Annotated in this window: 13 protein-coding genes, 1 pseudogene and 1 riboswitch; of the genes and pseudogenes, 6 read left to right on the top strand and 8 right to left on the bottom strand. The window is 72.3% G+C overall.

The window, feature by feature from the left end; genetic code table 11:
- The first annotated feature begins 5 nt into the window (after nucleotides 1-5).
- From IF28_RS0130980 to IF28_RS0130990, 3 genes are all read left to right on the top strand, one after another.
- On the top strand, nucleotides 6-290 hold the full coding sequence (locus IF28_RS0130980; RefSeq protein WP_030227263.1) for a DUF1876 domain-containing protein: 285 nt from the start codon (nucleotides 6-8) through the stop codon (nucleotides 288-290).
- A 100-nt stretch (nucleotides 291-390) separates the two neighbouring features.
- Entirely contained in the window at nucleotides 391-1,266 is an 876-nt protein-coding gene (locus IF28_RS0130985) for a pyridoxamine 5'-phosphate oxidase family protein (protein ID WP_030227266.1), read from the top strand.
- Nucleotides 1,267-1,281: 15 nt separating this feature from the next.
- Nucleotides 1,282-2,277 (top strand): Acg family FMN-binding oxidoreductase, encoded by a 996-nt coding sequence (locus tag IF28_RS0130990; RefSeq protein ID WP_420713799.1) that lies wholly within the window; start codon nucleotides 1,282-1,284, stop codon nucleotides 2,275-2,277.
- A gap of 141 nt (nucleotides 2,278-2,418) precedes the next feature.
- On the opposite strand, the gene fdhF is transcribed toward IF28_RS0130990, so the two are convergent.
- Nucleotides 2,419-5,100, bottom strand: coding sequence for a formate dehydrogenase subunit alpha (gene fdhF, locus IF28_RS0131000; RefSeq protein ID WP_037894374.1), 2,682 nt, complete (start codon nucleotides 5,098-5,100; stop codon nucleotides 2,419-2,421).
- Entirely contained in the window at nucleotides 5,097-6,797 is a 1,701-nt protein-coding gene (locus tag IF28_RS0131005; protein WP_030227270.1) for an NAD(P)H-dependent oxidoreductase subunit E, read from the bottom strand. Before IF28_RS0131005 ends, fdhF begins: the two co-directional genes overlap by 4 nt.
- A gap of 794 nt (nucleotides 6,798-7,591) precedes the next feature.
- Between IF28_RS0131005 and ppdK the strand changes: the two genes are divergently transcribed.
- A complete protein-coding gene (gene ppdK, locus IF28_RS0131010; RefSeq protein ID WP_030227271.1) occupies nucleotides 7,592-10,276 on the top strand; it encodes a pyruvate, phosphate dikinase in 2,685 nt (894 codons plus the stop codon).
- 228 nt (nucleotides 10,277-10,504) lie between these two features.
- Here the strand turns inward: ppdK and IF28_RS0131015 are convergent, their stop codons facing one another.
- Nucleotides 10,505-12,331: a flavin-containing monooxygenase gene (locus tag IF28_RS0131015; protein ID WP_030227272.1), complete on the bottom strand. Its 1,827-nt coding sequence runs from the start codon at nucleotides 12,329-12,331 to the stop codon at nucleotides 10,505-10,507.
- A 182-nt stretch (nucleotides 12,332-12,513) separates the two neighbouring features.
- On the opposite strand from IF28_RS0131015, the gene IF28_RS0131020 reads away from it, so the two are divergent.
- Entirely contained in the window at nucleotides 12,514-13,542 is a 1,029-nt protein-coding gene (locus IF28_RS0131020) for an SMP-30/gluconolactonase/LRE family protein (protein WP_030227273.1), read from the top strand.
- Nucleotides 13,543-13,557: 15 nt separating this feature from the next.
- Here the strand turns inward: IF28_RS0131020 and IF28_RS0131025 are convergent, their stop codons facing one another.
- From IF28_RS0131025 to IF28_RS0131040, 3 genes and pseudogenes are all read right to left on the bottom strand, one after another.
- Nucleotides 13,558-14,151: a helix-turn-helix domain-containing protein gene (locus IF28_RS0131025; RefSeq protein WP_030227276.1), complete on the bottom strand. Its 594-nt coding sequence runs from the start codon at nucleotides 14,149-14,151 to the stop codon at nucleotides 13,558-13,560.
- Between the two features lie 68 nt (nucleotides 14,152-14,219).
- A complete protein-coding gene (locus IF28_RS0131030) occupies nucleotides 14,220-14,831 on the bottom strand; it encodes a dihydrofolate reductase family protein (protein WP_030227279.1) in 612 nt (203 codons plus the stop codon).
- 367 nt (nucleotides 14,832-15,198) lie between these two features.
- A pseudogene (locus tag IF28_RS0131040) lies at nucleotides 15,199-15,501 on the bottom strand (Fe-Mn family superoxide dismutase); the annotation flags it as partial.
- Nucleotides 15,502-15,674: 173 nt separating this feature from the next.
- A riboswitch (cobalamin riboswitch) is annotated at nucleotides 15,675-15,827 on the top strand.
- Between the two features lie 189 nt (nucleotides 15,828-16,016).
- Between IF28_RS0131040 and metE the strand changes: the two are divergent.
- The gene (gene metE, locus IF28_RS0131045; RefSeq protein ID WP_030227284.1) at nucleotides 16,017-18,335 is read left to right on the top strand and encodes a 5-methyltetrahydropteroyltriglutamate--homocysteine S-methyltransferase; all 2,319 of its coding nucleotides are present in this window, start codon (nucleotides 16,017-16,019) and stop codon (nucleotides 18,333-18,335) included.
- A 299-nt stretch (nucleotides 18,336-18,634) separates the two neighbouring features.
- On the opposite strand, the gene IF28_RS0131050 is transcribed toward metE, so the two are convergent.
- Together IF28_RS0131050 and IF28_RS0131055 are read right to left on the bottom strand one after the other, a co-directional pair.
- Nucleotides 18,635-19,243: a hypothetical protein gene (locus IF28_RS0131050; RefSeq protein ID WP_030227285.1), complete on the bottom strand. Its 609-nt coding sequence runs from the start codon at nucleotides 19,241-19,243 to the stop codon at nucleotides 18,635-18,637.
- A 303-nt stretch (nucleotides 19,244-19,546) separates the two neighbouring features.
- Entirely contained in the window at nucleotides 19,547-20,518 is a 972-nt protein-coding gene (locus tag IF28_RS0131055) for a pirin family protein (protein ID WP_030227291.1), read from the bottom strand.
- Nucleotides 20,519-20,530: the final 12 nt, after the last annotated feature.

A 20,530-nucleotide genomic window follows, 5' to 3' on the forward strand; every position in this document is an offset into this window, starting at 1 on the left:
CAGCAATGTCGCACACCCTGGAATGGAAGGCTCGCGTCTACCTCTTCGAGGAGGAGGGGACGACGAAGGCCCGGGCGGTGATCGACACCGGGACCACGGTGCTCACCGGCCACGGCACCGCACGCCGGAACCCGGTCGACGCGGATGTGCCGGAGATCGGTGACGAGCTGGCCGCGGGCAGGGCCGTACTGGATCTCGGCCGGCAACTGCTGGACATCGCCGAACGCGACGTCCGGGGTGCGGGCACGAGGCGGCCGGGCCCCCGCCCGGCCGTCGGGTGGCCGATGTGACCACGGCCGGGAAGGCCGAGCCGCACCGCGCCGGGATCACCGGCTGAGGGGCATGTCAGGGGGCGCACACACACCGGTACGTGAGTAAGGAGCAGCGATCATGCGAGCTCATCTGGGCGATCAACTCGTCGTCGGGAGCCCGGCGACCGGCGGCACGCGGCGCGACGGCGAGATCGTCGGACTGCACCACGAGGACGGCACACCCCCTTACGACGTGCGCTGGTCGGACACGCTCGACGTGACGCTCGTCTTCCCCGGTCCCGACGCCCACGTCAATCACCTCGGACACGGGCCCGGGACCGATGCCGGCGCGCCTCCGCCCGCCGGCCGGCCGGACCCCGGCGACATCGGCCGGCGGGTCGCCGCCGAACGCGAACGGCAGGGCCTGACCCGGGAGGAGACGGCCCGCCGGGCCCGGATGGCGCCGGACTATCTCGCCTACCTCGAGGAACGCCCCGGCGACCCCAGCCTCGCCACCCTGGTCCGGCTGGCCGCGGCGCTGAACACCAGCGTCCAGGCACTGCGCGGTGGTGGCGCCGACCTGCCGCCCGGCCGGGGCATGGCGCTGCTGCACCCTCAGCTCCGGGACCTCGGGCCGGAGGACTGCCGGACCCTGCTCTCCACGCACGGTGTCGGACGCATCGCGGTCGCGACACCCGAAGGCCCCGCGGTCGTACCGGTCAACTACGAGGTCGTCGACGACGCGATCGCCTTCCGGACCGCTCCCGGTTCCGTGCCCGCGGCCGCCGTCGGGGCGGAGGTCGCCTTCGAGGTCGATCATCTGGACGAGGCCATGGGCCAGGGGTGGAGCGTGCTCGCCGTCGGCCCCGCGCAGGCGGTCACCGCACCCGGCGAGGTACGCCGTCTGACCGAACACGCCCACACCACCCCGTGGGCCGGGGGCGAACGCGAGATGTGGGTGTCGATCCGGCCCGCACGGCTCACGGGACGCCGCATCACCCCGGCCGGAGAGTGAGCGGGAGGTCCTCCTGTGAACCGGCGAACTCTGTCCGACGGCCATGTGACGCGCCTCGTGCGCGACGCGGCCGCCGCCCCGTCCATGCACAACACCCAGCCGTGGCGGTTCCGCTACCTGCGTGGAGGCCGCGTCCTCGAGATGCGCGCAGCCCCCGGCCGCGTCCTGCCGCACTCCGACCCGCGGCAGCGCGCCCTCCACCTGGGCTGCGGCGCCGCCCTGCTGAATCTGCGCGTCGCACTGGTCCACGAGGGGTGGTACCCGCAGGCCCGGCTACGGCCCGACCCGGCCGAGCCCGGCCTGCTCGCCACCGTACGGCCGGCCGCGCTCGGCACCGCCGGCAGCGGGCTCGCGGCGCTGTATCCGGCGATCCACCGCCGGCACAGCAGCCGCCACCCCTTCGACGAGACGCGGATCCCCGACCGTATCCGCACAGCCCTGTCCGACGCCGCCGACCGCGAGGAGGCCATGCTCACCTTCCCGTCCCCCTGGCACCTGGAGGAAGTGCTCGACCTGCTGGAGGAGGCCGAAGCACGCAACCTCACGGACCCCGGCAGCAGCCAGGACCTGGCGGAATGGACCCACCTCGACGACACCTCCTCCCCCGGCACCGCGCCCGACGGAGTGCCCGGATACGCCTTCGGGCCCAGCAAACTGGGCGGCAAGGCCCCCATGCGGGACTTCGCCGGGAACAGACCGGTGGCCGGTCGCGCCTCCGCCCGGTTCGAACGGACCCCGCAACTCGCGATCCTCAGCACCGCGCACGACCGCCCGGAGGACTGGCTGCGCGCCGGCCAGGCCATGGAACGCGTGCTGCTGCTCGCGACCCTGGAAGGCCTGTCGACCTCGTTCGCCAGCCAAGCCCTCGAGTGGAGCGACCTGCGCTGGCCGCTCCGGGACCCCGTCTCCGGTATCGGACACGCGCAGATCGTGCTGCGCCTCGGATACGGGCCCGAGGGTCCGGGCACCCCGCGGCGCCCCGTGCCGGACATCCTCGACATCAAGCCATGACCGGGTTCCCGGTTACTGGAAGGCAGCGTGGATCTCCTGCTCGGTGGCGGCGTGGGAGACGACGAGGAGTTCGTCACCGGGCAGCAGGCGCACCAGGAACAGCGGCGCGGCGGCCTTGAGACGGAAGATCTTGCCGAACCGTCACGAGGCGATCACGCGGACCGCCGTGATCTTGTACTCGGGGCAGGAGGTGACGGTGTCCGCATGGCCGGAGGTGAGGCGGTTGACCCCGCTCGCCGGGAAGTGGAAGGAACAGAAGACCTGGCCGGGCGCGGTCTGTTCGCCGATACGGGCGACGAGCCGGGCCCTGCCGTGCCGGCTCTCCAGGGTGACCGGCTCGCCGTCGCGCACGGCGTACCGGTGCGCGTCGCCGGGGTGGAGGTCGAGGAAGTCGACGGGGTCGAGGGCGAGGTTCGCGCCGCGCCGGGTCATGCTGCCGGAGTTGTAGTGCGCCCAGCGTCGTCCGGTGACCAGGACGAGGGGGTAGTCGTCGTCGGGGTCTTCACCGGGCGGCAGATAGGGGGCTGCGGCCAGGTGGGCGCGGCCGTCGGCGGTGGCGAACCGCTCCCGGTAGAGCTTCGCCTCGCCGGGGCGGCCGGGATCCCGGCAGGGCCACGGAACGGCGCCCTCCCGGTCCAGCCGGTCGTGGGACACCCCGGCGAAGACGGGGGCGAGGCGACCGCACTCGGCCAGGGCGGCGGCCGGGGTGGGGCAGCCGAGGTCGGCGCCCATGGCCGACGCGACGGCGTGCACGACGTCGAAGTCACTGCGTGCCTCTCCCGGTGGGGGCACGGCGGGGCGGACCCGCTGGAACCGGCGGTCGAAGTTGACGAAGGTGCCGTCCTTCTCCAGCCAGGACGCGACGGGCAGCACCACGTCGGCACGGCGGGCGGTCTCGGACAGGAACAGTTCGCTGCACACCACGAGCGGGCACGCCTCCAGGGCCGCGGCCACCCGGTTCGCATCCGGGTCGGTCGCGCACACGTCCTCCCCGACGACCCACAGCGCCCGCAGCTTCCCCGCCCGCGCGGCGGCGAACATGTCCGGGATGCGCAGACCGGGCCGCTCGGGTACCGGAACGCCCCACACCGCCTCGGCACGGGCCCGCGCCGCCGGGTCGAGCACTCCGCCGTAGCCGGGCAGCAGGTCGGGCAGCGCGCCCATGTCCGAGGCGCCCTGGACGTTGTTCTGACCGCGCAGCGGGTTGACCCCGTACCCGCGACCGGTGCCGACGGCGCCGCGCAGGATCGCCAGGTTGGCCATGGACCGCACCCCGTCGGTGCCGTGCAGGTGCTCGGTGACCCCCAGGCCGTAGACGATCGCGGGGAACCCGGCCTCGCCGTACAGCCGGGCTGCGGCGATCAGGTCGGTGGCGGGCACCCCGGTGATGTCCGCGACCCGGTCCGGCGGATAGTCGGCCAGCAGCTCGGTGAGCCGGTCCAGTCCGGTGGCCCGCTCACGCAGGAACGCCTCGTCGGCGAGCCCTTCGGCGAGCAGGACGTGGGCGAGTCCGTGGAACAGTGCCACGTTGGTGCCGGGGCGGGGCCGCAGGTGCACGTCGGCGTGTGCGGCGAGGCCCACGGCACGCGGATCGGCGACCACCAGCCGGGCCCCGCGCAGCACGCTTTGCAGCAGCCGTGCCCCGACCACCGGGTGGGCCTCGACGGGGTTGGCCCCCACCACCAGCAGGCAGTCGGACCGTTCGACGTCGTCGAAGGTGTCGGTGCCGCCGGAGAGGCCGAAGGAGGCGGTCAGGCCGGCCGCGGACGGGGAGTGGCACAGGCGGGAGCAGTTGTCGACGTTGTTGGTGCCGATGACGGTCCGCAGGAACTTCTGGATCAGGTAGTTCTCCTCGTTGGTGGCTCGTGCCGAGGAGATCATCGCCACCGCGTCCGGGCCGCCGTCCGCGAGAGCCGCACGCAGGCCGCGTGCTACGTGGCCGAGCGCCTCGTCCCAGCTGACGGGCTCCAGGCGGCCGGAACTCCTCAGCAGGGGCCGGGTGAGCCGTTCGGGGGAGGTCAGGTAACCATGGGCGAAGCGGCCCTTGACGCAGGCGTGGCCCTGGTTGACCGGGCCGTCGCGGGCCGGCAGTACGGCCGTGACCTCGCCGCCCGCCGTGACGACGTCCAGGGTGCAGCCGACACCGCAGTATCCGCAGGTCGTGCGGGTCGCGGGCGGCCGGCGGGCGGAGGTGAGCCCGCGCGCCGGGCCGGGTTCGGCGAGCGCACCGGTGGGGCAGGTGTCGACGCAGCCGCCGCACGCCACACAGTCGGACTCGGCCCAGGCCCCGCCGGTGCCGGGCGCGACCACGGTGCCGGCGCCCCGGCCGGCCAGGGTCAGGGCGAAGGTGCCCTGCACGTCGGCGCACATGCGGACGCACCGGCCGCAGGCGATGCACAGGTCCCGGTCCAGCCGGACGTAGGGGTGGGAGTCGTCCCCGCCCCGGCCTCCGGCACCCTGCGCCGTGTCGGCGCCGATGCCCAACGACCGGCAGAGTTCGGCGAGTTCACTAGGGTTGTCGTCGGCGAGGGCACGTGGCGGCAGGGCCGAGACGATCACCTCCACCGCCTCCCGGCGCAGCCGCCGGAGATCGTCGGTGCCGGTCTCGACGTGTACACCGGGGCCGGCCGGGGTCACGCAGGCCGCCACGGTCAGCCCGTCGGCGCTCACGAGGCAGGTACGGCAGGACCCCGCCGGGCCGGTCCGCTCGTCCGAGCACAGCGAGGGCAGGTCGGTCCCGGCCGCCCGCACCGCGGCGAGCAGGGAGGCCCCCTCGGGCACGGTGACGCCCGTGCCGTCGACGCGGATCTCGACTCCGCTCATGGTTCCCATCCCGCCAGTCGGTCGCCGTAGACGTGGGCGAGGCTGTGCACGGCGGGCGGAATGCGCCGTCCGAACGCGCACAGGCTCGCCTCGGCCAGAACATGCGCGAGACGCTTCCACTCGTCACCGGGGCCGGTGCCGGCGTCGGCGTCGGCGTCGGCGTTGGCAAGTTCCCGGCCGCGGCGCGAGCCCACCCGGCAGGGGGAGCACGCGCCGCAGCTCTCCGCCTCCGAGAACTCCCACACATGCCGGAGTACGTCCCGCGGCGTCACGTGCTGATCGATGGCGACCAGTCCGGCATGGCCCAACGCGGCACCGCGGGCCGCCAGGCCGGCCGTGGTGAGCGGCACATCGAGTGCGCCGGGGGCGAGAAAACCACCCAAGGGGCCGCCCACCTGGAGGGCGGTCAGCTCGCTGCCGTCCTTGAGGCCACCACCCAGTTCGGTGACGACGCGCTGCAGCGAGGTACCCAGCTCGACCTCGTACACTCCCGGCCGGGCAAACCGCTCCGAGAGGCAGACCAGTTTCGTACCGGTCTCCTCCGGTGTTCCGCGCCGGGCGTAGGCGTCGCCGCCCCGGGCCACGATCCAGGGGACGGCCGCCAAGGTCTCCACGTTGTTCACCACGGTCGGCGCGTCCCACAGTCCGCGCGCGGTCGGGTACGGCGGGCGCGGCCGGGCGCAGCCCCGGTCCCCTTCCAGACTGGCGATCAACGCGGTCTCCTCGCCGGCCACGTATGATCCGGCGCCCTCGACCACCTCCACGGTCAGGGCAGTGCCCGTGCCGTGCACGGAGGTGCCGAAGTGCCCCTCGGCCCGGGCTTCCCCGGCCGCTTCCCGCATGCGTGCCAGCGCCGTCGGATACTCCGAGCGGACCAGCACCACCGCCCGGCGGGCGCCGCAGGCGAAGCAGGCCAGTGCCAGACCCTCCAGCACCCGCCGCGGGTCGGCCTCCATCAGCAGCCGGTCGGCGTACGATCCCGGATCCCCCTCGTCGCCGTTGGCCACCACCACGGTGCCGGGCGCCCGGCCGGCCGCCTCCCACTTCGCCGCCACCTGGAAGCCCGCTCCCCCGCGTCCGCGCAACCCGGAGGCGGCCACCTCCCGCCTGACCCGGTCGGGATCGCCGGCCGTCACGATCTCCGGCCACACCTGCCACGCCGGTTCACCGGCGACCACCCCCGCCAGCAGCACGGGGGCACCGGTGTCGTCGGCCGCCGGGATTTGTGGAGCGGACGGTGGCTCGCGCCCTGCCAGCTGTTCGGCGAGCGCGGGCCCCGTGCAGGGTATGGCCCCGTCGAGCGCGGCGGGACCGGCGTAGCAGTACCCCAGGCAGCGGACGGCCTGCAGCGAGGTTGCTCCGTCGGGTGAAGCGGTGCCCGCGTCGACACCCACTTCCCGCTCCACCTGGGTGACGTGCCGTCCTGCCTGCGCGGCGAAGCACGCCGTCGCCGCGCAGATCCGCACATGGCGACGGCCGTGGGGCGAGACGAGGTCCGCGTAGTAGGCAGCAGGTCCGAGTGCGGCGGCTGCGGGGAGACCAAGACCGGCAGCGACGCCCGGAGCCCAGCTCCCGGGGCCGTCCGCCCTGCCCTCCCTGGCGTGAACCAGACGCTCGACCAGCCGCTCACCGGCTCTCCCACGCCGCTCCGAAAGAGCCCGGAAAGCGTCGAACCGGGCGGGACGCGCAACAGCCATGTCTTCATCGTGGCGGCAGTGAAACGACACCACAATCCGGGCCGTGGTCCGATCGCGTGCGTCCCGCGCACAGCCGGGCCGGCCCGCACCACGGGTGGGCCGGCCGCGTTTGCCGCGCGTTTTGGCGCGCAGCGCCGGACGTTGCCTCCGATGCGGCCGCGCCGTTGATGCCCACGCGCACGCTCGTCCATCGCCCTTCCGGTCCTCGTGCTTTCCGTGTCGCTGTCCGCCTTCCGGCCGATGCGTGGGCTGCCCTCGGGCCGTGCGGGGCCGAGCTGCCAGGACGTTCGGCTCGGCTCGTCCGCCGGTGCCGGGCCGGTGGGGCGGGTGCGCGGCGAGGACGGGGCCCTTGGACCTCCCCCGAGGGGCCGGCCGGCACCTGCCGCCGCGCCGGCGCGGGACGGACGCTGGTACCCGGGGCGGGGCATCGACGGCAGGCAGGGGGTATCCCATGGAGGCCACGCTCGTCCGGCCGTCCGCCGGACCACCGGTGTCCGGGGACCGCCCGGCCCCGGACCGGGCCGGGCCACACCGGCATCCACGCCGCACGGCGAGTCGGACCCGCCCCGCCGTTCGTGCCGGGGCACTCGAGTGCCGGCGCCGTCGTGGACCCCGGAGGGCGGGGCGACCCCGCCGCACGCCGCCGGACGTACCCGGGTGGTCTACGGGACCTGCCCCCGGAGAGCGTCGGGCGGTCTGTCGCCGGGATCCTGGACGGGCGGATCGAGGCCCGCGTCGTCTGCGGGAGTGCCCCGTCCCAGCCGCCCCGACCACCCGGAAGGAAGGGTTCCGTCATGACCCGTTACGTGTACGCGTTCACCGAGGGCGGCCGGGACATGGCCGGACTCCTCGGCGGCAAGGGCGCCAACCTCGCCGAGATGACCCGTCTGGGCCTGCCGGTGCCACCCGGGTTCACCGTCACCACCGAGGCGTGCCGTGTGTTCCTCGCCGGCGGAGGTGAGCCGGCCGGTCTCGCGCGCGAGATCTCCGATCACCTGAAGGGTCTGGAGCGGGCCTCCGGGCGGCGGCTCGGACAGCCCGACGACCCGCTGCTGCTGTCGGTCCGCTCCGGGGCCCGTTTCTCCATGCCCGGCATGATGGAGACGATCCTCGACGTCGGACTCAACGACGACTCGGTGCTGGGGCTGGCGAAGTCCTCGGGGAACGAGCGCTTCGCCTGGGACTCCTACCGCCGGCTCGTGCAGATGTTCGGCAGCACGGTCATGGGGGTCGACGGCGCCCTGTTCGAGGAGACCATCACGGGCCTGAAGCGGGACCGCGGCGCGGCCGACGATCTGGGGCTGGACGCGGCGGATCTGGCCGGGCTCGTCGAGATGTACAAGGAGCTGATCCGCCGGGAGACGGGCGAGTCGTTCCCGCAGTCCCCCGCCGAGCAGCTGCGGCGGGCGGTGCTGGCCGTCTTCCGGTCCTGGAACATGGAGCGGGCCCGCGTCTACCGTCGCCGTGAGCACATCCCCGACGACCTCGGCACCGCGGTCACCGTGCAGACGATGGTCTTCGGCAACCTCGGTCCCGGCTCCGGCAGCGGCGTCGCCTTCACCCGCGACCCCTCCACCGGCCGCAGTGGCCTGTACGGCGACTATCTGCCCAACGCGCAGGGCGAGGACGTCGTCGCGGGCATCCGCGACACCGTGCCGCTGGAGGAACTGGGCCGGCTGAACCCGGAGGCGTTCGACGAACTGTGCGCGCACATGGCCAGGCTGGAAAGCCACTACCGGGACCTGTGCGACATCGAGTTCACCGTCGAGCGGGGCAAGCTGTGGATGCTGCAGACCCGGGTGGGCAAACGCACCGCCGAAGCCGCGTTCACCCTTGCCGCCGAACTGGCCGGCGAGGGGCTCATCAGCGCCGACGAAGGGCTGGTACGGGTGAGCGGCGACGGACTGGCCCGGCTGATGTTCCCACGCTTCGACACCTCCGCGGTGGGCGCCCCGCTCGCGCACGGCATCCCGGCCTCGCCCGGAGCCGCCGTCGGCGCCGCGGTGTTCGACTCGGCCGAGGCGGTACGGCGGGCCGCCGCCGGGGAGAAGGTCGTCCTGGTGCGGGAGGAGACCACGCCCGACGACCTGCCAGGCATGATCGCGGCGCAGGCCGTACTGACCGGCCGCGGCGGCAAGACCAGCCACGCGGCCGTGGTCGCCCGCGGGATGGGCAAGGTGTGCGTGTGCGGCGCCGAGACGATCACCGTCGATGTGCGCGGACGGCGTTTCACCGTGGGGGACACGGTCGTCGAGGAGGGCACGGTCCTCTCGGTGGACGGTTCCGAGGGCACCGTCCACACCGGTGCGGCTCCCCTGATCGACTCCGCCGTGATGCGGTACTTCGACACCGGCGAGCACGCGGACGGGCTGGTGGGCGCCGTGGCCCGCGCCATGGAACACGCCGACGCGGTACGCCGGCTGGGGGTGCGCGCGAACGCGGACACGCCCGAGGACGCCGCCCGCGCCCGCCGTTTCGGGGCCGAGGGGATCGGTCTGTGCCGTACCGAGCACATGTTCCTCGGCGACCGCCGTCAGCTCGTCGAGGCGATGATCCTGGCCGGCACCGACGCCGAACGCGAACGCGCCCTGGACGCGCTGCTGCCGCTGCAGCGGCGGGACTTCGCCGGGATCCTGGAGGCGATGGACGGCCTCCCGGTCACCATCCGCCTCCTCGACCCGCCGCTGCACGAGTTCCTGCCCGACCGCACCGAGCTCGCCGTACGGCTGGCCGCGGCCGAGGCCCAGGGCGCCCCGCCGACCCCGCACGACGCCGAACTCCTCGACGCCGTCAACCGCATGCACGAGGAGAACCCGATGCTGGGCCTGCGCGGAGTACGCCTGGGCCTGGTGGCGCCGGGACTGGTCGCCATGCAGGTACGGGCGATCGCCGAGGCCGTCGTGGAGCGCACGCGGGCGGGCGGGCACCCGCGGGCGGAGATCATGGTGCCGCTGATCGACACCGTGGAGGAACTGCGGCTGGTGCGCGAGGAGGTGGACCAGGTCCTCGCCGACGTCTCCGCGGAGTCCGGCGTCACCGTGACCTGCCCGGTCGGCACGATGATCGAGCTGCCCAGGGCGGCCCTCACCGCGGGCAGCATCGCCCAGGAGGCGCGGTTCTTCTCCTTCGGCACCAACGACCTGACCCAGACCACCTGGGGCTTCTCGCGGGACGACGTGGAGGCGGCGTTCTTCTCCGCCTATCTCGACAAGGGCATCTTCAAGGTGTCCCCGTTCGAGACGATCGACCGGGACGGCGTAGGACGCCTGGTCGAGATCGCGGTCGCCGAGGGCCGGGCCGCACGGCCGGAACTGAAGATCGGTGTCTGCGGTGAGCACGGCGGCGACCCCGACTCGGTGCACTTCTTCCACGCCGCCGGCCTGGACTACGTCTCCTGCTCCCCGTTCCGCATCCCGGTGGCCCGCCTGGAGGCGGGCCGGGCCGAGCTGTCCGGCACCGAGGGCAGCGACAGCCGGTGACGGGCCGGACGGACGTCGACGGGGACCGGGCGGACCCCGCGGCGGCGCCCCGCCGGAGGGAAGCGGGACCGGCCGCCCGCCGCACCGCTTCCCGCGGGCCGTACGGCCCCACCCGTCGAGACGGAAGCACGAACCAAGGAGACCCCGGTCGCCGCACCGGACCGGCACACCACGACCCCGGGAAGGTTCTCGTTGACGGGGTCGCCGGCCCGATCAACGATCCGGTGATCACAAGGAAGCGGACTGGTGGCCGGGGGTGACGGTCCTGTCGCGGAGGACCTCGTCGATGGACTCCGCCCGCCACCGCCTCAAAAGGTCGTGGAACGCGACCGCGCCGTGCGGGTAGGCGGTCGGGCCGTTCGGCCGGCCGCGCCCTTCCGCGTTGTAGTAGCCGGGGGTGCATTCGGCGTGGAACCACTCGTGGTCGGCGGCGCCTCGGGACAGGGCGGCGATCCAGGCGTCCTCGGACGCGCGGGAGGGCTCGATCAGTGCTGCCCGGGACTCGGCGGCGGCGACGAGGGCCGCGGCGTGGACGGCGTGTTCGTCCAGCACGTGTGTGTAGTTGACGCTGCTGGCACTCTGTGTGCCGCCCAGTTGGATGAGGTTCGGGAAGCCGTTGCTGGTGAAACCGTGCAGGGTGCGCGGCCCCTGCTTCCGCCACGCGTCCCGCAGCCGGACACCCCGGCGGCCGAGGACCGGCATCCGGCCCGAGTGGACACCGGACACCCCGACGGAGAACCCGGTGGCGAAGACGAGGCAGTCGAGTGCGTACTCGTGGTCGCCGACGACGACGCCGTGCTCGGTCATCCGCTCGATGCCGTGGGTGTCCGCCGTGTCGACCAGGGTGACGTTGTCACGGTTGAACGCCTGGAGGTACAGGTCGGAGAAGGTCGGGCGCTTGCAGGCGTACCGGTACCAGGGCTTGAGCTTCTCCGCCGTCTCCGGGTCGGTGACGATCTGCTCCACCCGGGCGCGGAGCTCGTTCATCTTGGCGGCGTCCGCCGACTCGTACGCCGTTTCGAAGGCGGCGCGATCGCCCTGCCGCCGGAAGCTCGGCAGAAGTTTCTCCAGAAGGCCGGCCGATGACGTCCACCGGTCGTCCACGAGGTCTTCCCCGGCGCTCTCGCCGGAGACGATCCGCAGGAAGTTGTCGCGGCGCCGGCTCGCCCAGCCGTCCTGGTCCGCGCCGACGTCCCGGGCGGTGGTGCGGCGGTTGGCGCGCACGTCCACGGTGGAGGGGGTGCGCTGGAAGACGTAGAGGTGCCCGGCGCTTTCGGCCAGTTCCGGGACGACCTGGATGCCGGTGGCTCCCGTGCCGACCACGCCCACACGCTTGTCCGCGAGCCCGGTCAGGCCCCCTTCCGGGGTGCCGCCCGTGTAGCCGTAGTCCCAGCGTGACGTGTGGAAGGTGTGGCCCCTGAAGTCCTCGATGCCGGGGATCCCCGGAAGCTTGAGCTCGGACAGGGTTCCCGTGGCCGTGATGACGTAGGTGGCCAGGAACCTGTCGCCGCGGTCGGTCGAGACGATCCACGCCTCGGACGTGTCGTCCCACGCCAGGGAGTCGACCGTGGTGGAGAACAGGGCGTCCGCGTACAGGCCGAACTCCTCCGCTATCCGCGCCGCGTGACGACGGATCTCTTCACCGGGCGCGTACTTCCACTCCGGAACGTATCCCGTCTCGTCGAGCAGCGGCAGGTACACGTGCGACTCGATGTCGCAGTGGATTCCGGGGTACCGGTTCCAGTACCAGGTTCCCCCGAAGTCGCCGCCCGTCTCGACGACACGCACCCGCCCGATTCCCCGCTGCCGCAGCCGTGCCCCCGCGAGGATGCCGCCGAATCCGCCTCCGACGACCGCGACGTCCACCCGGTCCCGCAGCGGCTCCCGCCCGGCCGGCTCGCCCGCGTGGGGATCGGCCGCGAAGTAGCCGAACTCGGCGTCGGCGCCGAGGTACTGCCGGGTTCCGTCGGGACGTACCCGTCGCTCCCGTTCGGTCCGATAACGCTCCCGAAGATCGGCGAGTGCCTCGGCCGACAGCTCTTGCGCATGGGTCATGTGGGGGGACCTCATTCCTTCCGGTGTGCCGTCAACGGGCCACCGCACCCATGAACTGAGCGGAAGGTCACGGGACTTGAGCAGCCGTGCACTACGGTAACAAGGACCGGACAGTGCTGTCCGGTTGGTGTGAGGATGCTTCCGCACACCTGGGCGTACCTCGGACAGGAAGAGTGATGGAGATGCGACGACTCCCGGCCCGCCCCTTCGCCGGGCTCGCAGCGGCCGGTCTGCTGGCCGCTCTCGCCGGATGCGGAGCGGAGGCCGGTGGTTCCTCCGCGGAGCCGGCGGCCGGCGTCGGCGGAGACCGGGCCATTCGCGCGCAGAAGGTGATGCGGCTGACGCAGGCGCACGAGCTGACCGGCATGACGCTGCTGGAGGGGCCGACCTTCGACGGGAACGGTGGACTGCTCGTCGTCGACGTCACCGCGCCCTCCGGTGAGCCGAAGGTGCTGCGCGTCGATGTCCGGAAGAAGACCTCACGGCCGGTGCACACGGACGACCGCGGCACCTACACCTCGGCCCAGTTCAGCCCGTACGACGGGCGCCTCTACCTCACCGACTTCTCCCACGGTGACATCGTGAGCCTGGCCCCGGACGGCGGCGACCCGCGGACCTTCTTCTCCGGCGAAGTCGACGGGGCGCGGATGAACCCGGACGATCTCGCCTTCGACCAGGAGGGCAACCTGTACATCAGCGACTCACGCGGCATGTCGCGGGGCGAGGCGACGGGCCGCGTGGTGCGGATCGACCGCGAGGGGGAGAACGCCACCGTCCTGGCGGACGGCCTGGCGTCACCGAACGGCATCTCCTTCGACGCCGGTTACCGCGGGCTGTGGTTCAGCGAACTGACGCGGAACCGCATCTCCTACCTTCGGCTGGACGACAAGGGCGGCAGGGCCTCGCTGCACACCGCAGTCCAGGTCGACGGCGGGATCGCGCAGACCGACTCGATCGCCGTGGACGCGGACGGCAACCTCTACCAGGCCCTGCACGGCAGGCCGGCGATGGCGGTCTACAGCGACAGCGGCGAGCGCCTGGCGACGGTGGAGCTGCCCGCCCGCGCCGCCGAAGGACTGGAGTCGGCCACCAACGTGGCGATCACACCCGGCGGGACCACGGCGTACATGACCGTCAGCGGGCCCGCCGGGGGCTACGTGTACCGCTTCGACGCGCTGGCGGAGGGAATTCGTCAGTCCAACGGCGGCTGAAGCCCCTGCCGCCGCTCACTCCTCGAAGGGCCGCACCGGTCCGACCTCGACACCGAGCAGCCGCCAGGCCGCCAGCGCCCGGCTCTCCCGCTGCTCGCGGGTGCGGCCGGCGACGGCGCCGGAGACCATGCCGACGGCGAGCATCAGGTCGTCCGGTCGCGCGGCGAGCCGATGACCGTCCGGCAGATGCTTCCGTAGGGCCTGTTCGACCCGATGGGACAAGGTCAGTGCGTACGCCGGAGGGTCGAAGTGGCTGCCCCCGCCGTCCGCGTGCAGGACCCCGACGAACGCCGTCGACTCCGCCTGGTGCCAGGTCAGTACACCGAGCAGCCCGGCGATGTCCGCGCCCGGCACCGCCGCCGCCCGCTCGATCTGCCGGACGTTCTCCTCCAGCACGGCGACCGCCAGGGCCGCCCGGTCGGGGAAGTGCCGGTACAGCACGCCCTGACCGACCCCGGCCCGGCGCGCTATCGCGGACAGCGGTGTCTCCAGGCCGGATTCGGTGTAGATCTCCCGGGCGGCCGAGACGAGAGCGGCCCGGTTGCGCGCCGCCGCCTTCGGCCCGGCGTTGGCGGGCCGCCGCGCGTCGGGGAGGGGTCGCTGCGTCACACCGGGAGAATATCCGGACGTCGCGCGAGGCACGACTGAAGCCGGCCGGCGGAAGTCCCGGCTGCCGCTCAGCCGGCGTCGCGTCTGCGGTAGCGGATATGAGTGGTCAGCGGCGAGTGGAGCACCTCGACGGGATCGAAATCGAAGGTCTCGACGCCATCGAACAGGCGCTCGCCACCGCCGAGCAGGACGGGTGCGATGTCGAGGACGAGTTCATCGATCACACCGGCGTTGAGTGCCTGTCGAACCGTCGAGGCGCCGCCGGCGATGTCCACACCTGAACCGCCGGCGGCTTCGAGCGCCCGCGCGTAAGCGGCGTCGAAGCCTTCGGTGACGAAGTGGAAGGTGGTCCCCCCTTCCATCCGGATCGGTTCGTGGGCGTAGCGCGTGAGCACGAAAACCGGGGCGTGGTAGGGAGGCTCGGGGCCCCACCATCCGTCCCACGCCTCGTTCCACTCACCCCGGACGGGTCCGAACATGTTCCGGCCCATGACGTAGGCGCCGCGCGGGCGCATCAGCCAGCTGTCGGCCGTTTTGTCGGCCTCGGTCGCGCGCGGGTCGCCGATGTGCCAGCCGTGCAGTTCCTGTCCGCGCTTGCCCAGCGGATCGTCCCGGCTCTGGTCGGGTCCTGCGGCGAAGCCGTCGAGCGAGATCGACATGTGGCAGGTGGTGTCGGTCATCAGCTTCTCTCTCAAAGCGGCGGGTGCGGGTCGTCGTGAGGTCACCGGACCCCACGACACACAGACTGTCAGAGGCCACCGAACTCATCGCCGAGGACGCCGTCACCCGCGCCGCCGAGGAAGAGGGCGTGGGAGGACCATGCGAAGGAGGCCACGACGCCCAGGGACACCGGTGTGTCCCTCGTCGACGCCGAGCGCCCCAGCGCCCGCGCCGGACGGACGTCCAGGACATGCGTGCGGGACGGGCCGGGACACGGCGGGAGGGCCTTCGGCCGAGTCGTCCCGGCCGAAGGTCCTCCCTTGTGCCGCCTGCCGGTGAAGGTTGGGAAGACGATCACGAGGCAGGACGCTTCGGACGCTCAGGGCTTCAGCAGCAGTACGCCGGTGCGCGCTCGGCCACGTCCTGCCGGTTGACGACCGCCCACATGGCCTCGGTGCAGCCGACCTTCTCGTTCTTGTACTGCGGGTAGAAGGCGTGCTCCCAGGCGTCGAAGACCAGGACCGGCACCGAACCCCGGCCGACGTCGCCCTGGTGGCCGTGGACCTGCTCCACGATCAGCCGGCCGCTCAGCGGCTCGTAGGCGAGGACACCCCGGCCCGAACCCCGCGTAATCGCGGCGGCCTTGGTGAGCTGGGCCTCGAAACCGGCGAAGGAGCCGAACGCCTCGGCGAGCTGCTCCGGCGTGTCATCGGCGCCGGTGACGCCGGACCTCGCTCGCCGTACCGTTCACGACACGCTCGGCCGCGCTTCCCGGATGCCGGACGGTGCTCTTCCTTTCGCGGTGCCACCCCGTAAGCTGCCCGCAGCAGCTGGTTCGCCCCGTCCGCCAGGCGGGGAGTCGCAAGAGGGAACCCGGTGGGAATCCGGGACTGCCCCGCAGCGGTGAGCGGGAACGACCGCCGTCATGAGCACTGGGTCCGACGTACCGGGCCCGGGAAGCGACGGCCAGTAGGTGTCCTCCGGCAAGGAGGACGTGCCCGCGAGTCCGAAGACCTGCCAACTGCCCGCGCGCGGACCGTTCCGTGCGCGGACATCCCGGTGACCTCGAGGGCGGGTCGGCGTACACACCGGACGGAACGACCGTGCCTGTGCCGCACGGGACCGTGGCCGTCCGGTTCGTCACGTCCTTCGCGCTCTCGTCCCGTCCCGGGATCTCAGGGATTCATCTCGCGAAGGAGATCTCCGTGACACCGAAGTCCGCAGCCGCGAAAGCACGGGCCACCGTGTACGGCTACCCCCGCCAGGGCCAAAACCGGGAACTGAAGAAGGCGATCGAGGGCTACTGGAAGGGCCGCGTCACGGCCGACACCCTCCGGGCGACCGCCGCCGAACTCCGGCGGAGCAACTGGCGACAGCTCGACGACGCCGGCGTCCACGAGGTGCCGACCGGCGACTTCTCGTACTACGACCATGTCCTCGACACCACCGTCATGGTGGGCGCGATTCCCGAGCGCCACCGCGCCGCCGTCACCGCGGACCCTCTCGACGGCTACTTCGCCATGGCCCGTGGTACCCAGGAGGTCGCTCCGCTGGAGATGACCAAGTGGTTCGACACCAACTACCACTACCTCGTGCCCGAGCTCGGTCCCGGCACCGTCTTCACGGCCGACTCCGGCAAACAGGTCGCCGAGCTGACGGAAGCCCTCGCGCAGAGGCTCACCGCGCGGCCCGTACTGATCGGGCCCGTCACGTACCTCCTGCTCGCCAAGCCCGCCCCGGGGGTGGCCGCGGACTTCGAACCGCTGACTCTCCTGGACCGGCTTCTGCCCGTGTACGCCGAGGTGCTCGCCGACCTGCGCGCGGCCGGCGCCGAATGGGTCCAGCTCGACGAGCCAGCGCTGGTGCAGGACCGTACCCCGGCCGAACTGAACGCCGCCGAGCGCGCCTACCGTGCCCTCGGCGCCCTCACCGACCGGCCGAAGGTCCTGATCGCCTCCTACTTCGACCGGCTGGGCGACGCCCTGCCGGTGCTGGCCAAGGCCCCGGTCGAGGGCCTCGCGCTGGACTTCACCGAGACCGCCGCGGCCAACCTGGACGCGCTGGCGGCCGTCGGCGGACTGCCCGGCAAGCGCCTGGTCGCCGGGGTCGTCAACGGCCGCAACATCTGGATCAACGACCTGCAGAAGTCGCTGTCCACTCTCGGCACCCTCCTCGGGCTCGCCGACCGTGTCGACGTGGCCGCCTCCTGCTCTCTGCTGCACGTCCCGCTGGACACGAACACCGAGCGGGACATCGACCCGCAGATCCTGCGCTGGCTGGCCTTCTCGAAGCAGAAGACCGCCGAGATCGTCACCCTCGCCAAGGGCCTCGCCCGGGGAATCCACACCGTCTCCGGTGAACTCGCCGCCAACCGCGCCGACCTGGCGTCCAGGGCTGGATCACCGATCACGCGTGACCGCGCCGTACGCGCCCGCACCGAAGCCGTGACGGACGCGGACACCCGCCGCTCCCAGCCGTACGCCGAACGCTCCGCGGCCCAACGGGCCCACCTCCGACTGCCCCTGCTGCCGACCACGACCATCGGCTCGTTCCCGCAGACCGGCGAACTGCGCGCCGCCCGCGCCGACCTGCGCGCCGGCCGTATCGGCACCGCCGGCTACGAGGAGCGCATCGAGGTGGAGATCCAGGAGGTGATCTCCTTCCAGGAGAAGACCGGAATCGACGTCCTGGTGCACGGCGAGCCCGAACGCAACGACATGGTGCAGTACTTCGCCGAGCAGCTCACCGGTTACCTCGCCACGCAGCACGGCTGGGTCCAGTCCTACGGCACCCGCTACGTCCGCCCGCCGATCCTGGCCGGCGACATCTCCCGCCCCGGGCCGATGACCGTGCGCTGGACCACGTACGCGCAGTCCCTCACCGGCCGCCCGGTCAAGGGCATGCTCACCGGGCCGGTCACCATGCTCGCCTGGTCCTTCGTCCGCGACGACCAGCCGCTCGGCGACACCGCCCGGCAGGTCGCGCTCGCCCTGCGCGACGAGGTGAACGACCTGGAGGCCGCGGGCACTTCGGTCATCCAGGTGGACGAACCCGCCCTCCGGGAGGCCCTGCCGCTGCGCGCCGCCGACCGGGCGGGATACCTGCTGTGGGCGACCGAGGCGTTCCGGCTCACCACCGCCGGCATCCGCCCGGACACACAGATCCACACCCACATGTGCTACGCCGAGTTCGGCGACATCGTCCGGGCCATCGACGACCTCGACGCCGACGTCATCAGCCTGGAGGCCGCCCGCTCGCACATGCAGGTCGCCCGCGAACTCGCCGCCCACGGCTACCCGCGTGAGGCCGGACCGGGCGTGTACGACATCCACTCCCCCCGCGTCCCCAGCGCCGGCGAGACCGCGGGCCTGCTGCGGACCGGCCTCGAGGCGATCCCCGCCGAGCGGCTCTGGGTCAACCCCGACTGCGGTCTGAAGACCCGCGCCTGGCCGGAGACCCGGGCCTCCCTGGAGAACCTGGTCGCCGCCGCCCGCACCGTCCGGGGCGAACTGCCCGTCTCCTGACCGAAGAAGGCAGTGGGCCGGGACGCCACACGCGTCCCGGCCCCATCCGGCGCCAAAGTCCCCGCGGCCGGCCGCGAACGGCGCGAGGACACCGCCCCCGGCCGTCGCGGGACCGCCGCGGAACAACCTCGGGAATTCATCTCGGCCGGGCGGGCTGTCTCGCGAGGTCATCGAGCGGAACGGCTTTTCGCCGTCCGCGAGTTGTCGCCCGACGGCTCCCCGACCCGCTCAGGGGCCGACCGGGTCCGCCGTATGCGTTCCCGGCGTTCTCCCGGGCCGGGACGCGAAATGACGCCGTCTCAGATGGTCGGGGTGTCGTCGACGACCGGCCTGTGAACCTCGACGACCGGCTTCCATCCCGCGGAGAACTCGATGAAGTCCGCACGGGTGGGGTAGGTGTCGATCGCGCGCCGGTCACGCTTGGGGCTGTCGCCCCCCTTGCGGCCCCGGGGAATCTGCTCCTCGAAGATGTCGACCTTCACGTCGGGAACCTCCTTGAGGCCCTGGCGCCAGATCTGCACGACGTCGGCGCCGAACGCCTGCCGGGCCGCGGCGTAGAGGGCCGTGAGGGCACCCTTGTCCCCACCGGGGACGAACAGTGCCAGGTCCAGCACGACACCGGCGGACTGGAGAACCTCGATGGTCACCGGGCCGTTCTCGTCGGCCAGGTAGATTCCGGCATCATTCTCGTCGTCGGGAAGACAGGACACCTCTTCCTGGAATACGGTCCTCGCCGTGATCGAGCCGCCTTCGAAATCCCCGCCGGACGCGGTCAGAAAAGCAGGGACATAGCAGTCGGGAAGTTTGAGTTCTGCCGTGTCGGCGGAAACGAATATCCTGTCTTTCACGCCGAGTTTCGTCACCTCCTCCAGCGAGAGGCGGCGAGCGGCAATCTTCTCCTTGTTCACGATTTCCCTCTCAGGTTGCACTATCCCTCCGAGCGAGGACGCTATCACGAAACCGTGAGGTCAACTGCCCAGTAATCCTTGGGTAAATGGCCTCCGATGACCTGCACAGGAGGATATCGAAGCGAGTGCCGGTCGGCGTTAGCACGCATCCGCCGGGTAGTGTCTCTCGTCATGACGCCGGAGATCAACTGGCGGTTGCATTTCGGCGCATTGAGTAACACCGGGGAACCAAAGAGAGTTTACGGCAGATATCACCCATAGCCCCTTCGGGGGCGGCAGGGTAAAGGGGCACCCCACTCGCGGTCAGCGCATCCTTCTCCGCGGTTTCAGAGGAACGTTCGGCAGCTCGGGCGCGGGCAGCGGGGCACCGTCGTAGCCATGGACCTCGCCGAAGCGGGTTCCGTTCGTCCAGTCCTCGCGGGCCTGGACGATGTCGTCGTGGGTGCGGCCGATGAAGTTCCACCACATGACGATCTCCTCCGCGAACGGCGGGCCGCCCAGGAGGAGCAGGCGGGACGGGCCCGTCGCGCGGTTGGCCAGGGTGAGGGTGGTGCGGCCGGGGGGTGTGTAGCCGAGCTCCGCCGGTTGCAGGGGTGTGCCGGCGAGGAGGATGTCGCCGGTGTCGACCAGGACTCCGTGTTCGAAGGCGGGGTCCGCGGCCAGGGTCACGGTGGCGCCCGGGTCCAGGGTGATCTCGGCGCCGAGCAGCGGGGTGAAGGTGGGCACCGGTGAGGTGTCACCGGCCAGGGTGCCCAGGAAGACGCGTGCCTCGCCGCCGTCGAGCGGCACCGGGGCGGGGACGTGGTGCTGGAAGTCCCTGGGGGCGTCGCGGTGTTCGCCGGGCAGTGCCACCCACAGCTGCGCGCCGTGCAGGACCGTGGTGTTCCGGGTGGAGACCTCGGAGTGGCTGATGCCGTGTCCGCCCGTCATGAGGTTGAGTTCGCCGGGGCGGACGAAGGCATGGCTGCCGAGGCTGTCGCGGTGTTCGATCTCGCCGCTGAACAGCCAGCTCACCGTCTGCAGTCCGGTGTGCGGATGCGGTGGTACGACCATGCCGCCGGAGTCGGTGACGTCGTCGGGGCCGTAGTGGTCGGCGAAGCACCAGGCGCCGATCAGGCTCCGGGCCCGCTGGGGCAGGGTCCGCCGTACCCGCATGGCCCGGGGCCCGCCGAGGGGTACGTCCCTGGGGGTGAGGATCTCGATGCCGGGCGGGGGCGGTCCGTCGACGTCCGCGCCGCAGACCTTCTCCACCGGGTGCGTCTCCGTGTTGCTCATGCCCTGCCCCTC

This window comes from Streptomyces sp. NRRL WC-3626, from assembly GCF_000718785.1.
GTDB classification, from domain to species: Bacteria; Actinomycetota; Actinomycetes; order Streptomycetales; family Streptomycetaceae; genus Streptomyces; species Streptomyces edwardsiae.